The organism is Sphingomonas sp. Leaf407 (assembly GCF_001425385.1).
In the GTDB taxonomy this organism is placed as follows: domain Bacteria; phylum Pseudomonadota; class Alphaproteobacteria; order Sphingomonadales; family Sphingomonadaceae; genus Sphingomonas.
This window is the reverse complement of the sequence record NZ_LMQO01000002.1, coordinates 237,540-251,960: the sequence shown is the minus strand read 5'-3', so window position 1 is coordinate 251,960 and position 14,421 is coordinate 237,540. Positions and strand designations below refer to the sequence as shown.

At 71.4% G+C, this 14,421-nt stretch carries 17 protein-coding genes; 1 reads left to right on the top strand and 16 read right to left on the bottom strand.

All coding sequences use genetic code 11. From position 1 onward, the window contains the following. Positions 1-36 precede the first annotated feature (36 nt). Positions 37-1,362, bottom strand: a complete 1,326-nt coding sequence (locus ASG37_RS07625; RefSeq protein WP_055757800.1) for a dihydroorotase — start codon at positions 1,360-1,362, stop codon at positions 37-39. Positions 1,363-1,410: 48 nt separating this feature from the next. Here ASG37_RS07625 and ASG37_RS07620 point away from each other — a divergent pair, with 48 nt between their 5' ends. Beyond that, the gene (locus tag ASG37_RS07620) at positions 1,411-2,145 is read left to right on the top strand and encodes a YgfZ/GcvT domain-containing protein (protein ID WP_055757797.1); all 735 of its coding nucleotides are present in this window, start codon (positions 1,411-1,413) and stop codon (positions 2,143-2,145) included. Between the two features lie 199 nt (positions 2,146-2,344). Here the strand turns inward: ASG37_RS07620 and ASG37_RS07615 are convergent, their stop codons facing one another. From ASG37_RS07615 to ASG37_RS07545, 15 genes are all read right to left on the bottom strand, one after another. Next, positions 2,345-3,145, bottom strand: coding sequence for an APH(3')-I family aminoglycoside O-phosphotransferase (locus ASG37_RS07615; RefSeq protein ID WP_055757794.1), 801 nt, complete (start codon positions 3,143-3,145; stop codon positions 2,345-2,347). Positions 3,146-3,238: 93 nt separating this feature from the next. Further along, complete coding sequence (locus tag ASG37_RS07610) at positions 3,239-4,351, bottom strand: OmpA family protein (protein WP_055757791.1); 1,113 nt, start codon at positions 4,349-4,351, stop codon at positions 3,239-3,241. Between the two features lie 107 nt (positions 4,352-4,458). Then, positions 4,459-4,959 (bottom strand): DUF2793 domain-containing protein, encoded by a 501-nt coding sequence (locus ASG37_RS07605; protein WP_235515125.1) that lies wholly within the window; start codon positions 4,957-4,959, stop codon positions 4,459-4,461. Further along, positions 4,959-7,067 (bottom strand): phage tail protein, encoded by a 2,109-nt coding sequence (locus ASG37_RS07600; RefSeq protein WP_055757785.1) that lies wholly within the window; start codon positions 7,065-7,067, stop codon positions 4,959-4,961. Before ASG37_RS07600 ends, ASG37_RS07605 begins: the two co-directional genes overlap by 1 nt. Continuing rightward, positions 7,067-7,447: a hypothetical protein gene (locus tag ASG37_RS07595; protein WP_082448085.1), complete on the bottom strand. Its 381-nt coding sequence runs from the start codon at positions 7,445-7,447 to the stop codon at positions 7,067-7,069. The genes ASG37_RS07600 and ASG37_RS07595 overlap by 1 nt, the downstream gene beginning before the upstream one ends. Further along, the gene (locus ASG37_RS07590) at positions 7,444-8,232 is read right to left on the bottom strand and encodes a DUF2163 domain-containing protein (RefSeq protein WP_055757782.1); all 789 of its coding nucleotides are present in this window, start codon (positions 8,230-8,232) and stop codon (positions 7,444-7,446) included. The genes ASG37_RS07595 and ASG37_RS07590 overlap by 4 nt, the downstream gene beginning before the upstream one ends. Further along, positions 8,229-10,517 (bottom strand): DUF2460 domain-containing protein, encoded by a 2,289-nt coding sequence (locus ASG37_RS07585; protein ID WP_055757780.1) that lies wholly within the window; start codon positions 10,515-10,517, stop codon positions 8,229-8,231. The genes ASG37_RS07590 and ASG37_RS07585 overlap by 4 nt, the downstream gene beginning before the upstream one ends. A gap of 1 nt (position 10,518) precedes the next feature. After that, positions 10,519-11,070 carry a hypothetical protein gene (locus ASG37_RS07580; RefSeq protein ID WP_055757778.1) on the bottom strand — a complete coding sequence of 184 codons (552 nt, stop codon included), beginning with the start codon at positions 11,068-11,070 and terminating at the stop codon, positions 10,519-10,521. Beyond that, complete coding sequence (locus ASG37_RS07575) at positions 11,063-11,254, bottom strand: phage tail assembly chaperone (RefSeq protein WP_055757775.1); 192 nt, start codon at positions 11,252-11,254, stop codon at positions 11,063-11,065. The genes ASG37_RS07580 and ASG37_RS07575 overlap by 8 nt, the downstream gene beginning before the upstream one ends. Next, on the bottom strand, positions 11,251-11,562 hold the full coding sequence (locus ASG37_RS07570; protein ID WP_200909715.1) for a GTA-gp10 family protein: 312 nt from the start codon (positions 11,560-11,562) through the stop codon (positions 11,251-11,253). The genes ASG37_RS07575 and ASG37_RS07570 overlap by 4 nt, the downstream gene beginning before the upstream one ends. Next, the gene (locus tag ASG37_RS07565; RefSeq protein ID WP_055757771.1) at positions 11,559-11,966 is read right to left on the bottom strand and encodes a phage tail tube protein; all 408 of its coding nucleotides are present in this window, start codon (positions 11,964-11,966) and stop codon (positions 11,559-11,561) included. Before ASG37_RS07565 ends, ASG37_RS07570 begins: the two co-directional genes overlap by 4 nt. A gap of 188 nt (positions 11,967-12,154) precedes the next feature. Then, positions 12,155-12,538: a DUF3168 domain-containing protein gene (locus tag ASG37_RS07560; RefSeq protein WP_156349071.1), complete on the bottom strand. Its 384-nt coding sequence runs from the start codon at positions 12,536-12,538 to the stop codon at positions 12,155-12,157. Continuing rightward, on the bottom strand, positions 12,535-12,738 hold the full coding sequence (locus tag ASG37_RS07555; protein ID WP_156349070.1) for a hypothetical protein: 204 nt from the start codon (positions 12,736-12,738) through the stop codon (positions 12,535-12,537). The genes ASG37_RS07560 and ASG37_RS07555 overlap by 4 nt, the downstream gene beginning before the upstream one ends. Continuing rightward, positions 12,735-13,226 carry a hypothetical protein gene (locus tag ASG37_RS07550; RefSeq protein WP_082448083.1) on the bottom strand — a complete coding sequence of 164 codons (492 nt, stop codon included), beginning with the start codon at positions 13,224-13,226 and terminating at the stop codon, positions 12,735-12,737. The genes ASG37_RS07555 and ASG37_RS07550 overlap by 4 nt, the downstream gene beginning before the upstream one ends. A 129-nt stretch (positions 13,227-13,355) precedes the next feature. Further along, positions 13,356-14,387 (bottom strand): phage major capsid protein, encoded by a 1,032-nt coding sequence (locus tag ASG37_RS07545; protein WP_082448081.1) that lies wholly within the window; start codon positions 14,385-14,387, stop codon positions 13,356-13,358. Between the last annotated feature and the right edge of the window lie 34 nt (positions 14,388-14,421).

Below are 14,421 nucleotides of genomic sequence, written 5' to 3'. Positions count from 1 at the left end.
CTGGGTAGGTTCCCCCCCACCCAGCGCCGCACCCCATCACCCGAACGCGGTCGACTCGAACCGCACCGGCTGACCCTGCGCCTCGCCGACCAGTTGCGCTTCCCACATCGCGGTCCGCCCGCGCACGATCGTGCCCACCGGCCGCCCGGTCAGCGTATCGCCGGTGAACGGCGACCAGCCCGATCGCGACGCCAGCCATGATTCCTCGACGGTCCAGCGCGACTTGAGATCGACGACGGTCAGATCGGCGTCATAGCCGAACGCGATCCGCCCCTTGCCGACCAGCCCGAAGATACGCTGCGCGCCGGCACTGGTCAGGTCGATCAGCCGCGGCATCGTCAGCCGCCCCTCCGCCACATGGTTGAGCAGCAGCGGCAACAGCGTCTGCACGCCCGGCATGCCGCTGGGCGATGCCGGATAGCGCTTGGCCTTTTCCTCGACGGTGTGCGGCGCATGGTCCGAACCGATCACGTCGGGCACACCCTGGGTCAGCCAGTGCCACAGCCCGTCGCGATGCGCGCCCGAGCGGATCGGCGGGTTCATCTGAGCATAGGTGCCAAGCCGCGGATAGGCCTCCTCGCCGGCCAGCGTCAGATGCTGCGGCGTGACCTCGCACGAGGCGATGTCCTTGTTCGCGCCGAGCAGTTCCAGTTCGGCCGGGGTGGTGACGTGCAGGACATGGACCCGCCGACCCGCCTCACGCGCGAGGCGCAGGATGCGCCGCGTCGCGATCAGCGCGCTCTCGTCGTCGCGCCAGACGGGGTGTGACGACGGATCGCCGCTCACCCGCTCGCCCTCGCGCGCGATCATCCGCGTCTCGTCCTCGGCATGGATCGCCACGCGCCGCCGGCCATGGCGCAGCACGCGCAGCAGGTCGGCATCCTCGGACACCAGCAGGTCGCCGGTCGACGATCCCATGAAGATCTTGACCCCGGCGGTGCCGGGCAGGCGCTCCAGTTCGGCCAGATGATCGGCGTTGCGCGCGGTCGCCCCGACGTAGAAGGCGTGGTCGCACCACATCCGGCCCTGCGCGCGGGCCAGCTTGTCGTTGATCGCTTCCGCATTGTCGGTGTTCGGCTTGGTGTTCGGCATTTCGAACACCGCGGTCACGCCGCCCATTACCGCCGCGACCGATCCGGTGGCGAGGTCCTCCTTGTGGACCAGCCCCGGCTCGCGGAAATGCACCTGCGTGTCGATCACGCCGGGCAGGATGTCGAGCCCGGTGCAATCGATCGTCTCGCCCGCGTCGCCGGCCACGCCGATGCCGGCGATCCGTCCGTCGGTGATGCCGATGTCGACCCGCGCCGGTCCGCCGGGAAGGTGGACCGTGCCACCGGTGAGCTTGGTATCGAAGGTCGCCAACGCTGCCGCCTCTTGTCGCTGGGGGGTGGGGCCTCCTACCTCGTCCCCATGACGCTGACCACCCCCGGAACCTGGCTTGCCGATCGCGCCGTGCTGCGCATCGGCGGCACCGATGCACGCGATTTCCTGCAAGGGCTCGTCACGCACGATCTCGCCCTGCTCGCGCCCGACCGGCCGTTATGGGCGGCATTGCTGACGCCGCAGGGCAAGGCGCTGTTCGATTTCATCCTGTGGGCAGACGGCAGCGACGTACTGATCGATGCCGAGGCCGATGCCATCGACGCGATCGCCAAACGCCTCACCGTCTATCGCCTGCGCCGCGCGGTCACGATCGCGCGGGAAGATACCGGCGTTCACTGGTCGGCGGAAGGAACGCAAGGGCTGCCCGATCCCCGCCTGCCGGAGCTTGGCCGCCGCTGGCTGGCACCGCCCGGCGAACCGGCGACCGGCTGGCACGAACACCGACTGCGCCTCGGCATCGTTGAGGGCCGCGCCGAGTTCGGCGATGGCCAAACGCTCTGGCTGGAGTGCAACGCCGCCGAACTGAACGGGGTCAGCTTCACCAAGGGCTGCTATGTCGGACAGGAGAATACCGCGCGAATGCACTATCGCTCGACGGTCAACCGCCGGCTGGTGGTGGTGCCGACCGACACCGCCGGTCCGCGCACCCGCCTGCTCCACGCCGACCTCGGGCTGGCGGTCGAACATCGCCGGGTCGATGATCTTGGCGATACGCTCCGCCCGGCATGGCTGGCGGCCGCCTTGGCCGGCGATCCCGCCTAGGGCCGATCGACATTTCGCATTTCCGACCAATCTTCGTCATTTCCGACCGAGACTGCCGCTCCTTTCGTCACCCCGGACTTGTCCCGGGGTCCACGGCTCGGCAATCGCTACGCCTTGAGCCTTGATTCACCGCATGTGCGGCCAGGTGGACCCCGGAACGAGTCCGGGGGGACGACGCGCGAAGGAAGGTCGATCGGCCCTAAAACAGTTCGTCGAGCAATAGATGGAACGTCAGCCGGTCGGTGTCCGGCTCGGCGATGCCATAGGCCGCGAACATCCGCTCCTGTAGACCGGGTCCGAACTCGCCGAGGCAGTTGAACAGGATCGCAAGGTCCTGATAGCGATCCGCCACCCCGGCCCGCGCCACGTCGATGCAGCCGACCACCGCCCCGCCCTGCACCAGCAGATTGTCGAGCGAGAAATCGCCATGCGTCACCACCGCATCGGGGTCGAGCGGCAACAGCGCCCGCATCGCCGCCCACACCTGCCCCGCCGACCAGCCGAGCCGCTCGTCGTCGAAATCCTCTTCGTCGACCTGGCCCGCGTCGATCCGTGCCCGCGCCGCCGCCATCCGCCGCTGATGGTCGCTCGCGAACGGGCAGGACGCGACCGGGATCGCATGCAGCCGCCGCAGGAACGCCACCAGCGCGTCGACCAGCGCCGCGTCCGGCCGTCGCGACAACGCCTGATACGCCGTTTCGCCCGGCAGCGCCGTCGTCAGCAGCCACGCCGCATCGTCCGCCCCGACGAAGCGGACCACGGCCGGCACCGGCATCCGTCCGGCCAGCCAGCGCAGCCGGATCATCTCGTCGGCGATGTCGTCGGCGACCGGTCCGGTGCCGTGTTTGAGGAACAGGTCAGCCGCCCCCGGCCGACCATGTAGCCGGTACACCGCCCCGCCCGATTCCCCGACCAGATCGCGCGCCCAGTCATATCCCGCCACTGCTTCGGCGATACCGGGCGGCACGTCCACCGGTGCGCAGGGGGTTTCGCGATCCATCCTCCGCTCCGCTACATCCGACACAAACGAAAAGGGAGGCCGGTTGCCCGACCTCCCTCTTTGCGAATGCTATTTTCCCGAAGGAAAGTAGAATTACATGCCCGGACCGTAGGTGATTTCCACGCGACGGTTCTGCAGCTCGCGGACGCCATCGGCAGTCTCGACGCGCGGACGGCCTTCGCCGAACGCTTCGGTCGAGATGTTCGACGCGCCGACGCCACGGCCTTCCATGTACGCACGGACCGAGTCCGCACGACGCTGCGAAAGACCGACGTTGTACGAAGCCGAGCCCGACTTGTCGGCGTGGCCGGCAAGCATGACGCGCGCATTGCCGCACGACTGGTAGTTCGAGATGGCGTTGTCGAGAATGCCAGCCGCTTCCGGCGTGACGTCCGACTTGTCCCATTCGAAGAACACGATGTACGGTCCCGGCGTGCAGACGGTTTCGACGACCGGGGGAGCGGGTTCCGGTGCCGGCGGCGGCGGAGCAACGGGCTCTGGCGGCAGCGGCGGCGGAACCGGGGTCGGCGCGCCGAAGTTGAAGGTCAGGCCACCCAGCAGGCTGTGCGACCGGAAACGACCGTCGTAACCGACGCCACGAACGTTCACGATGCGAACGTCTTCGGCGTTGAAGAAACGATACTTCAGCGAAACGTCGACGTTCTCGCTCAGCGGCGCGCGGATGCCCGCAATCGCCTGCCATGCGAAGACCGTGTCCGAGTCGTCGAGCGCCGAGAAGCGGTTCGAGACGCGATAGTCGTGCGCCTTGACGCGCGCGACACCGGCACCACCGCCGACGAAGCCGCTGATCGCGTCATCGTCACCGAAGTCGAGCATGGCGTTCGCCATGAACGACAGCGCCGAGGTGCGGCCACCGCCGCTGTAGGTGCCGGCAGGCACCGCAGTCGTCGGGCCGGTCGCGACCGAACCGGTGGTCCGGATCTCGTCGACGGTCGCGCTGCGATAGCTGACTTCAGCTTCAACGCGGAGCGCACCGAAGTCGTAACCGACCTGGCCGCCAACGTCATAGCCATAGTCGCTGTCGATGGTGGTAACGCCACCAGCCGGAGCAGTAAGATCGTAATCGATGTCTTCGACGATCATTGCGCCGCCTTCCACACCCACATACCACGCGTTGTCGCGGGCGAGGGCGGGAGTTGCGAGCGCAGTGGTCGCGAGCGCCAATGTGACGGCAAGCTTCCGCATTCTAGTCCCCTTTCACAGTTGTCCTACGGACAGCGCAAACCAAGTACCGAAGCGTTGGTTGCCGCGCAAGCGCACAAAAATCGCGGTGTTGCACAAACGACACGATTTCACCGGCCAATCAGGCCGTGATCGCGGAGTGCCGTCAGTACCGTATCGAGGGTGGCGCGGGCTTCGACATCCCGCACGTTTCCGCCATTCGCCCCCGGAATCGCCGGCCGCTGCGCCCCCACCACGGCGGTTCCCTCGACCATCAGCCGCCGGGCATGAAGCTCGCCGATCCGCCACTGCGCCCCGCGGAACACCACGGTCGTTTCGCCACCGGCCCACCACAAGGCCATGCCCTCGCGTGGGGCAACGAAGCGCCAGCCGCCCGCCGTCATCCCCGCGACCCGGCGCGCGCTTCCCGCCCACGCGCCGACCGGCGCATCGCCCACGATCCAGCATTGTCCGGGCTGCGCGGTGGCCGGGGGCGTGTCTTCGCCGACCCCCTCGATACCGCCGTGCAACAGCAGGTCGATGCACGTCAGCGCCTCGTTATGCGTCATTTCCTTTTGCGCCTGCGAACTGTGCAACAGCGGCAGCGCAAGCCGTGCGGTCCGGTCGGTCATCATGGTATCTCCGGCAGAAAGGGAAGGATCATCGGTCGCGACGCGCCATGCGTGCCGATCTGGCGCACCATGATTTGCGCCGCCGCGCCCGGCACCGGCAGGGTGACGGCGGGCATCGCGACCTCGATCGTCTCGCCACGGCCATCGGCGTGCGCGATCGTCACAAGATACGCCTCGCGTTCCTCGCCCAGCGGCAGGTCGATCGAATCGCGCCACCCCGCCACACCCCGCGCCCGCCGGACCCAGCGGACGGCCAGCACGCCACCCACCCGGTCGATCCGGCCATGCACCGGTGCCGGCGGCACCAACGCGCGGCCGTCGGGTACGATCGCCGTCTCGGCCACGTCGTCGGGGGCGATTCCACTCGCCATCGCGCGGATCGCCCGCCCGACCCTCGGCGGCGGATCGTCGATCGCGCGCAGCGTCGCCGGATCGAGCAGCACGAAGCCCTCGCCCGGACCATGGCTCCCCATCGCCCAGTCGCTCCCCTGCCGCCCGCGCCACAGCAGCGACAATCGCCAGCGTGCCGCACCCATGCGCCGCGCCCGGCCGAACTGGACGATCTCGTCACCGATCAATGCGGCATTGGCCCCCTGGTCCAGCGCCGCCGCATCGGCATCGGCCAGCGTCATCGCATCGTGCAGCAGCACGACATCGATCTCGCTCGTCCGGTCCTCGATCGCCGCCGTGCCCGGTCCCAGCACGCCCGGCACCGTGCCGATCGTCCCCGCCGCCGCCGTCATGCCGATCTCGCGCCACCCTGTCGCATCGTCGCCGGCCAGCAACGTCGCCCGCCGCCAGCCGGGTGCCGTCCCCGCCGCGACCGCCATCACCTGCAGCGTATCGCCCGCGCCCGGCACCTCGATCAGCCGCAACCGGGTGTCGCCCGGCAGCACGTCGGCGGCCAGCACCGGCGCGCCGTCCGCCGCCACCGGCCCCGGCGCGGCGAACGGGATCGGCACCAGATCGGCGGTTATGCCGTCCGCCTCGATCGCGACACGGCGGACGCGCCACCGCCCGTCCTCGCCGGCGATCGTCACCCGCTCGCCCGGGCGCAGGTCGATCGCGTCCCAGCCGAGCATCAGCGTCCGCCCCTCGCCCCCGCTGGCCAGCCGCGCCGCGACCATCCCCGCCAGCGCCGCCGCGTCACCGGCCTGCATCGCAGCGGGCAGCGCGATCCGCTCGGTCGCCCGCGCGCCCGGCGTCCGCACCTGCTGCACTCCTGTCTGATAATCGCGCGCACTGTCGTGATAGGCGACCACGACATCGCGCGGCTCGACCGGAGCCCGCCGCCGGCTGGGCGCACCCGCCCCCGGCGACACCGTCCGCGCCGGCCCCGCCCCGAAACACAGGTCCAGCCCGCCGCCGCCGGCCGCATACCAGCCGCCGATCGGATCTATCAGCGCCGCCACCGCATCGCCGACGCTGGTCCCCTCGGCGGCGAACCCGCCCAGCACCGGCCCCGCCTGCCCGCCGATCACCCCGTCGCTCAACACGCCCGCGATCGTGCCGACCGCGACCGGCGCGGCATCGGCGATCACCTCGAAGGTCAGCGAGGGGATGCGATTGCCGAAATCGGCCAGCGCCAACTCCTCGAACACCACATAGGCGATGCCGCGATAGGCCGGCGCGCTGCCCACCCCCACGACGCTCGCGATCAGCGGATCGGGCATCTGCGCCTCGTCGCCCGGATACCAGCGAAACCCGGTGCGGCTCTTCCAGTCGCCCGCCGCCCCGCGCAGCAGCTTGCCCTCGGCCCAGATGCGCCCCACCCCCCGGATCGAACGCGCCGACAATGCGACGGCGAACGACGCCGAATAGCTGTACTGCGTCGTCCGCCCGCCGGTCTTGCTGCCGGTCGTCGCCGCCGATTCGCGCAGGTCGGTCGCCCAGATCACCGTGCCCGCCACCCGCATCGTCCCGAACAGCTTCGGGATCGCGCTGCCATAGCTTGACGTCTGTACCCTGAGTTCGGTCAGCCGCGGCCCCTCGCGCCGCTTGCCGCCGAACAGCGCGGCATCGATCGTCCGCCCGGCCACCGCCCCCAGCGCCCGGCCGACCGGCCCACCGACCGCTCCGCCCAGCGTCGTCAGCACCACACTCGCCATCAGCCCGCTTCCTCCATCCGCCACACCCCGATCACCGGCCACGGCGGCACGCCCGGCCGCTCGACCACCCGGCGCGCCACGCCGTCGGCGTGGATGATCCCGAGCTCGCTCACGATCGCCAGATGCAACTGCCCCGGCGCGCTCGCCAGCAGCAGCACGTCGCCCGGCCGTGCCTCCCCGACCGCGACGAACCCCGCCGCCGCCAGCGCATCGCCCGCCCGCGCCGCATCGCCACACCGCGCCGGATAACCTCGCGGCACCGCCCGCCCGGTCGCCCAGCCGACCAGCCCGACACAGTCGAACCCGCCCTCCACCGACCGCCCCTGCACCCGGAACCGCGCCCCGATCGCCGCACGCGCCCGCGCCACCACCGCGCTCATGCGCCGGGATAGCGCGTCAGCAGGTCGATGCCCGGCAGATGCGGCTCGCCCCGGAAATTGGCGACATTGCCGAACCGGTCGCGACACGTGGCGAGCGTCCCGTCGCACCCCTCGCCCACCTCGACCAGCGCGCCCGCCCCCTCGAACGCCGGCACCCGCACCAGCACCACGCCAGTGGCATCCCCGACGACGATCCGCTCGGCCAGCCCGCCGTTCGCCCCGCCGATCCAGCGCAGCCGCCCGCCGGCACAGCCCACCCCGCCGCCCGCCAGCACCAGCCGGTTGCCCGCCTGCGCGCTCACCCGCACCACCCTGCGTCGCTCCGCCATCGGTACCCGGCACCGCGCATCGCCCAGCGTCGCGCGACATCCCGGCGACGTCGTCTCGACCACCGCCCGGTCGAGCGCCACCTCCACCCCCAGCAATTCGGCGGTGAAGCCGCCCCGCGCCGTCGCCACGCTGCCGATCCGCCCCCCGGCGACCGGCGTCGCCACCTCCGCGCTCCAGTCCCACGCGAACACGCTGATCCGCGCCCCGTCATAGCGCCCGGCCAGCAGGTCGCGCTCCGCCACCGCCCGGTGGCTCAGTGCCCCGCCCACCTCCAGCGCCGGGGCGCCCGCCGTATCGTCGCGCACAATCGCCGAGGGCATCATCCCCGGCGCGGCACGATAGGTCAGCCCCGCCACCACCAGATCGCGGTCATGCGCGGTCAACCCGATCGTGACGCCATCGACCCGCTCGATCCGCCAGCACCACGCCAGCGTCACCAGCCTGTCCCCACTCATGGTTCGCGCAGCTCGATCAGCGGCACGCTCACCGCCTCGGCCGCGCCATGTGTGGTCCGCGCCACCTGCAACCGGTCCTCGGCGAAGCGCACCGGCACATCGAAGCCGAAGCCGGCCGCCACGCCCACGCCCGGCCCCGGCGCGACATCGAGCAGCACGAAGCCCCCGGCCTCCACACTGAACCCCTGCGTCTCGACCCCGCCGACGCTCACCCGGACGCTGCCCGCCACCGGCCGGGTGATCCGCCGCACCATCGCGCCATAGCGTTTGACGAGCGGATACCGTGTCGTCGCCCCGTCGCCTACTCCCAGCGCCACGTCGCGCGGCCCCACCGGATCGCCGGTCGCGTGATCGAACGGGTCCTGCAACCGGAACCCCCGCGCCGGCCCCAGCCGTGCACGAAAGAACGCCAGCAACACCGCCACATCCTCCTGCGACCGCACCCCCGGCGCCACGTCATAGCGGGTGCGCGGTTCGGCCCAGCCGATGCCGCGCACCTCCGCCCCGCCCGCCCCGGCCGCGATCGCGGTCTGCGTTTCGGGGATCACCTCCGCCTGCGCGCCCAGCGCCAGCGGAAAGCGCACATCGTCGAACGCCTCCACGCCATCCTCCTCGTCGAACCACACCAATCCGTCGCGCAGCACCTGCGGCAGCGCCCACAGGAACACGCCGGCCACCCCGCGCGCCCTTGCCCGCTGCGCTGCCGCCACGATCGCCGTCCATTGCTCCCGGTCCTCGCCCCGCAGCACGAACCCGGCAAAATATTGCTGTTCGCCGACCGGATAGCCCAGCCTTGCCTCGGCCGCCGCGACCGCCCGCACGCTCGCCCCGACATTGCCGGTCGCCGCCCAGTCGTAATCCTCCAGTTGCAGCACATCGAACGCCGGCCGCGCCCACCCCACCGGCAGGTTCGCGCGCTTCACCTGTGGCGCGGCGGGATCGAGAATGGTCGGCAGATAGGCGAGCAGCAGCACCTGCACCGCCCCCGCCGCGCGCGCCGCCTGCCCCAGCGCGGCGGTCGACGCCGCCAGCAGCGCCCCCGCCCGGTCGAGCAGCTCGCGCCGGGCGGCATCCAGGTCCCCGCGCACATCGTCGATCACCACCGGATCGCCGCCCAGCGCGACCTTCGCCGCCGCATCGTACAGGCAAATGCGATGGCCGGGCGTCACCCACCACCACGGCTCGCCCACCTGAAACTTCGGCACCAACCCCGCCACCACCGCGATACCGACGAACGCCCGCGCCACCGCCTGCAAATACGCCATCGCCCCCGGATGCGCCGGCGACAGCAGCGTCGACGGCGGCACCCACCCGGTCAGCGCGGGCGACCCGTCGCTCGCGCGCTGCTTCCAGTCGCCCCAGCAATGCGCGTCGAACAGTTCGTAGCTGAGCGACCAGATGACGCCGTACCCCAGCGCCAGTGCCCGCGCCGCGAAGTCACGATGCCACGCCGCGCACGCCGCGTTCAGCACCCCGCCGGCCAGCGACACGAACAACCCGCCGCCCGCGCGCTCGAGCCGGAAATAATGGCTCATGCCGACATAATGGACGATGTCGCCGCGATACCCCAGCCGCAGCGCATTGTGCAGCAACCGCGCTGGCGTCAGGTGATAGCTGTCGTCATAGCCGCTACAGATGCCCAGCCCATGTTCGGGCACAACCACATCGCCCACCGCCAACACCGATCCCGGCCCCTCGCAGCGCAGGTCCGACAGCTCGACCCACCCCTCGGCCGGTGCCGCCAGCGGCGCGTCGCCCGCGTCATAGCCCGGCGGCACCAGCGACACGAACATCCGGTCGACATCACCCGCCCACACCGGATCGGCCTCCCCCGGCAGCAGGAACCCGCCCTCGACCCTCGCGAAGTCGATGGCGACCACCGCATCCTCCGGGTCGCCGACCGCATAGTTCCACAACCGCACATACCACGCGCGCGGCGCACCGCTCGCGTCGCGTCCCTCGATCGTCAGCACCGGGCCATGCACCACATCCAGCGGCCGCACCCCGCCCGACCGCCACCGGAACGACAGACGGCACCCACGAAAATTGCGATCGGTCGCATAGCGCAGCAACGGATGATCGTGCTTGTCCTCCGCCGCCCAGATCAGCCCGGCCAGATCGTCGCGCCGATAGAAGACGCAATCGACCCGCAGCGCATCCGCCGCCGTCGTCACCACCGACGCCATCATCGGCCGGGGAAAATCGACCGTCCAGTACGCCGCATCGAACCGGGTCAGTACGCCCGCCTCCTGGTCTGTGCGTTCGCTCGCCAGCCAATGGCCCATCTCACGCCTCCATCAGCGCGGCGCGCACCGCGCGCGCGACCTGCCGCCCCGACTGGCGCAGCGCCTGCGCCTCCTGCCCCGGTGGGCCGGTTATCGTGATCGCCACCCGCACCGCGCGCGCCTCACCCGCGCCTGCCGGCATCACCTGCCCGCTGCTGGTCGGCACGAACAGTTCGGGGCCACGCTCGCCGACCCAATAGGGCCGCTGCGGACTGACCGGACCGCCGGTCGCCCGCCCCGGCGCACCGCCGATCAACTGGCCGAGCAACCCGATCAGTCCCCCCGCCCCGCCGCCGCCCGGCGTCCCCGACCCCAGCACGGCGGCGGCCGCGATCTCGCCCAGCACTTTCAGCGCCACATCGCGCAGGTCGTCGAACCCCAGCCTGCCGGTACGGATCGCCCGCGCCAGCGTCGTTTCGATCGCCCGCCCCGCCCGGTCGACCCCGGCAGAAAACGGTCCGTCCAGATTGCCCTGCATCGCCGCCACATCGGCGGCGAAGCCTGCGGTATCGGCGCGCACGCGCACGATCAGCCGTTCGATTTCCTCATCCATCGGGAAAACGCTCCTTCAATTTGGTGATCGTCGCCCGGTCGCACGGCGTCGGCGCATCGCCGGCCACCGCCCGCACCAGCGCCGCCAATTCGGCGGGAGTCGCGGCCCAGAAGGCGTCGGGCGACCAGCCGAACGCCACCCCCGCCAGCCCGGCGGCCCGCGCCGCCCCCTCGGCGAAACTCATCGCCCGCCCAGTATCTGCCCGATCAGCACTTTGAGCGCCGGGGTCGCCGCCGCGATGCCCGCCGCCGTCACCCCCTCGGCAAAGGCATCGCGGTCGACCGGCGGCGGATCGCGCAGGCAATGCCACAGCAGCGCGACCAGCTCGGCGATGCCGATCCGCCCCGCCGCCGCCCGCTCGACCAGCGCCAGCAGCGACCCCACCTCCGCCTCGGCGGCGACCAGCGCGGCGAAGCTCGGCCGCAGCACCAGCGTCTCGCCGCACACGCGCAACGACGCCTCGCCGCGCACCGGATTGGCGGCCATGGTCATGCCGCCACCACCGCGCCCGAGGATTCGAGCGCCAGCGTATAGCTGCGCTCGCCATTGTAATCGCCGGCATAGTCCAGCCGGGTGACGAGGAACCGCCCGGTCATCATCTCGCCGCCCTCGAACGTCAGCCGGTAATCGTCGATCCGCCCGACAAGCGCGCTGCCCCGGATGCGCACCTCGGCCGCAGCCCCGGTGAACACCCCCGCCGCCGACACGCTGACCGACCGCACCCCCGCGCCCGCCAGCAAGTCGCGCCACCCGCCCGAATCCTTGGACGTCACCGCCACCGCCTCGCCGTTGATGCTCAACTGCGTCGTCCGCATCCCCGCCACCGTCGTATAGACGACCGGCAACGCCCCGTTCCCGACTTTGAGCAGGAACGCGCTTCCCTTCTCCACCGCCATGTCATTCTCCTGAAAAGCCGCAGGCCCCCGCCTGCCATTGTCATCGGCAAGGCCACACCACCCGCCCCACCCACTTCGTCATCCCGGCGAAGGCCGGGATCCACCGTCCCGCACATTCCCCAACACCGGCTCGTGCTGAACCATCGACACCAGCCCTCACCGGGATCACTAAGGAGCAAACCGCACCCTCACCCCGCCAGCATCCGCACCCGAAACTCGGCGACCGCGACCCAGCGCCCCTCCCCCTCGCGCGCCAGCCGGCCGCGCAGGAATACCAGCGACGCCACCCGCCACCCCGCCAACTCGGCCGGCGCGCCCAGCACCGCCGCCTCCACCCGCGCCGCCAGGTCGCGCAGCCGTTCGGGCCGCTCGCCCGTATCGAACGCCTGCACCACCACCCGCCCCTCGCGCCCGGCGGCATCCTTGGTGCCCCAGTCGCTCAGCGCCGGCGTATCGATCAGCACATAGGGCCGGAGCCCGCGCACCGGCGGCGCATCGAACACCGCCACCTCGGGGATCGCCGCGCGCACCCGCGCCACCAGCATCGCCTGCATCAACGTGGCGGCGATCATCGCCCCCACTCCGCCACCTGCGCGAACGCCGGATCGGTGATCGACCGCCGCGCCAGCCCCCGCCCCGACAGCACCACCGCATCCCCCTCTACCGCCACTTCGACCCCCGCCACCGCTCCAGCGCGCGCCGCCACCCGCTCGCGCACCGCCGCCGCCCGCGCCGCACCGGCCACGCGCCCCCGTTCGGCGAGCGCCCTCATCGCCGCGCGCTCCCGATCCGCATCCGCCGCCACGGCCGCCACAGCGCCCCCACCGCCGCCGGCGGGGCCAGATCGCGCCCGCGCGCCTCGATCAGATGCGCGGCCAGCAACACCACCCCCTGCGCCACCGCCGCCGGCAGCCCCGCCCAGTCCTCCGCCAGCCCCGCCACGAAGCGCACCTCGCCCGCCGCAGTCATCCGCACCCATCCGGTGCCGGTCGCATCGATGTCCACCGCCGCCACCGCGCCGCCGCCGGTGATCGATCGCACCGGCTGCACCGGCAGCGCGCGCCACTCGCCCGCCGCCGCCATCGCCGCGACATGCTCGCGCACGATCAGCGCCTGTCCGGTGAACCCCTCGGCCAGCGCCAGCGCGGCGGCGGCCACTCCCTCGATCACCCCATCCTCGTCGCGCGCCACGATGCGCAGATACCCGCGCGCCGCCTCGCGCACCTCGGCGACCACCGCCGCCGGCAAAGGTGCCGTCATGTCCGTCTCCTGTTGTTCGATCCGCTCACGCGGATGGTGGCGGTGCCGGCCCGCTCCCCCTCCCCGCCACCCATTCAGGATACTTGCGTGGGTGGCGGGGAGGGGGAGCGGGCCGGCACCGCCCTCACATCACGACACCGCGAACTTCATCAGCTTGATCGCCTCCGAATTGATGACCGCGCCGCCGACCCGCCGGGTCGCGTAGAAATGGACGAACGGCTTGTTCGAATACGGATCGCGCAGCACCTGCGTCTCGGCCCGCTCGGCGATCAGATAGCCCGCCTTGAAGTTGCCGAACGCGATCGCGGAATTGCCCGCCGCGATGTCGGGCATGTCCTCCGCCTCGACGACCGGATAGCCGAGCAGCGTGTCGGGCCGCCCCTCAATCAGCCCCGGCACCCACAGGAACGCGCCGTCCGCCGTCTTGAACTTGCGGATGCGCGCCGCCGTCTGCGCGTTCATCACCCAGCACGCCCCCTGCCGGTACGGCCGCCGCAGCAGGTGGACGAGGTCGATCAGCCGGTTTTCCGGCTCGGTCCCGAAATCGGCTGCGGCCCCGCTCGCCAGATACTGCATCGTCCCGAACGCCCGCGTCGCATCGCCCACCGCGCTGGTCGGATAGCTCAGGAACCCCTTGGGCCGCGCGACCCCGTTGCCGCTGACGAACGCCTGCCCCTCGGCACGGGCGAACTCGCTCGCGATCTCGCCGGCCAGCCAGCCCTCGACGTCGAACGCCGCATCGTCGAGCATCGCCTGGCTCGCCGCCGGATTGGCGTACAGCTCGCCCATCGGCGGCACGATCTCGTTGAAGGTCGGCGTCGCCGTCTCCGGCCGCGCCGCCGTCTCCCCCGCCCAGCCCGACGGCGTACCGCCGTTCGTCACCAGCTTGCGGTATCCCGCACCTCCCACCTGCACCACCTGCGCGATGCTACGGATCGGGCTGGCCGACTTCAGCGTCGATTCGATCAGCTCGTCGATCGCCTCGGGCACCGCATGGCCCCCCGCCGCGTCGCTGGCGCTCGACAACGCCTTCGTCTCGACCGTCGTCCCGGCCCGCACGAACGCGGCGAAACCGCTGCTCACGTTCGCCCCGCTCAGCAGCGGCCGGTTGCCCGGTGCCGCGACGCCCGAAAGTCCGCCCGTCATTCCCTCGATCGTCATATGCCCGTCCCCATGAAAAAGGGCGCCGCAACCG

Coding starts and splice junctions, on each gene's coding strand:
- ASG37_RS07620 (WP_055757797.1), top strand. CDS start 1,411: ATGACGCTGACCACCCCCGGAACCTGGCTTGCCGATCGCGCCGTGCTG.
- ASG37_RS07615 (WP_055757794.1), bottom strand. CDS start 3,145: ATGGATCGCGAAACCCCCTGCGCACCGGTGGACGTGCCGCCCGGTATC.
- ASG37_RS07610 (WP_055757791.1), bottom strand. CDS start 4,351: ATGCGGAAGCTTGCCGTCACATTGGCGCTCGCGACCACTGCGCTCGCA.
- ASG37_RS07605 (WP_235515125.1), bottom strand. CDS start 4,959: ATGACCGACCGGACCGCACGGCTTGCGCTGCCGCTGTTGCACAGTTCG.
- ASG37_RS07600 (WP_055757785.1), bottom strand. CDS start 7,067: ATGGCGAGTGTGGTGCTGACGACGCTGGGCGGAGCGGTCGGTGGGCCG.
- ASG37_RS07595 (WP_082448085.1), bottom strand. CDS start 7,447: ATGAGCGCGGTGGTGGCGCGGGCGCGTGCGGCGATCGGGGCGCGGTTC.
- ASG37_RS07590 (WP_055757782.1), bottom strand. CDS start 8,232: ATGAGTGGGGACAGGCTGGTGACGCTGGCGTGGTGCTGGCGGATCGAG.
- ASG37_RS07585 (WP_055757780.1), bottom strand. CDS start 10,517: ATGGGCCATTGGCTGGCGAGCGAACGCACAGACCAGGAGGCGGGCGTA.
- ASG37_RS07580 (WP_055757778.1), bottom strand. CDS start 11,070: ATGGATGAGGAAATCGAACGGCTGATCGTGCGCGTGCGCGCCGATACC.
- ASG37_RS07575 (WP_055757775.1), bottom strand. CDS start 11,254: ATGAGTTTCGCCGAGGGGGCGGCGCGGGCCGCCGGGCTGGCGGGGGTG.
- ASG37_RS07570 (WP_200909715.1), bottom strand. CDS start 11,562: ATGACCATGGCCGCCAATCCGGTGCGCGGCGAGGCGTCGTTGCGCGTG.
- ASG37_RS07565 (WP_055757771.1), bottom strand. CDS start 11,966: ATGGCGGTGGAGAAGGGAAGCGCGTTCCTGCTCAAAGTCGGGAACGGG.
- ASG37_RS07560 (WP_156349071.1), bottom strand. CDS start 12,538: ATGATCGCCGCCACGTTGATGCAGGCGATGCTGGTGGCGCGGGTGCGC.
- ASG37_RS07555 (WP_156349070.1), bottom strand. CDS start 12,738: ATGAGGGCGCTCGCCGAACGGGGGCGCGTGGCCGGTGCGGCGCGGGCG.
- ASG37_RS07550 (WP_082448083.1), bottom strand. CDS start 13,226: ATGACGGCACCTTTGCCGGCGGCGGTGGTCGCCGAGGTGCGCGAGGCG.
- ASG37_RS07545 (WP_082448081.1), bottom strand. CDS start 14,387: ATGACGATCGAGGGAATGACGGGCGGACTTTCGGGCGTCGCGGCACCG.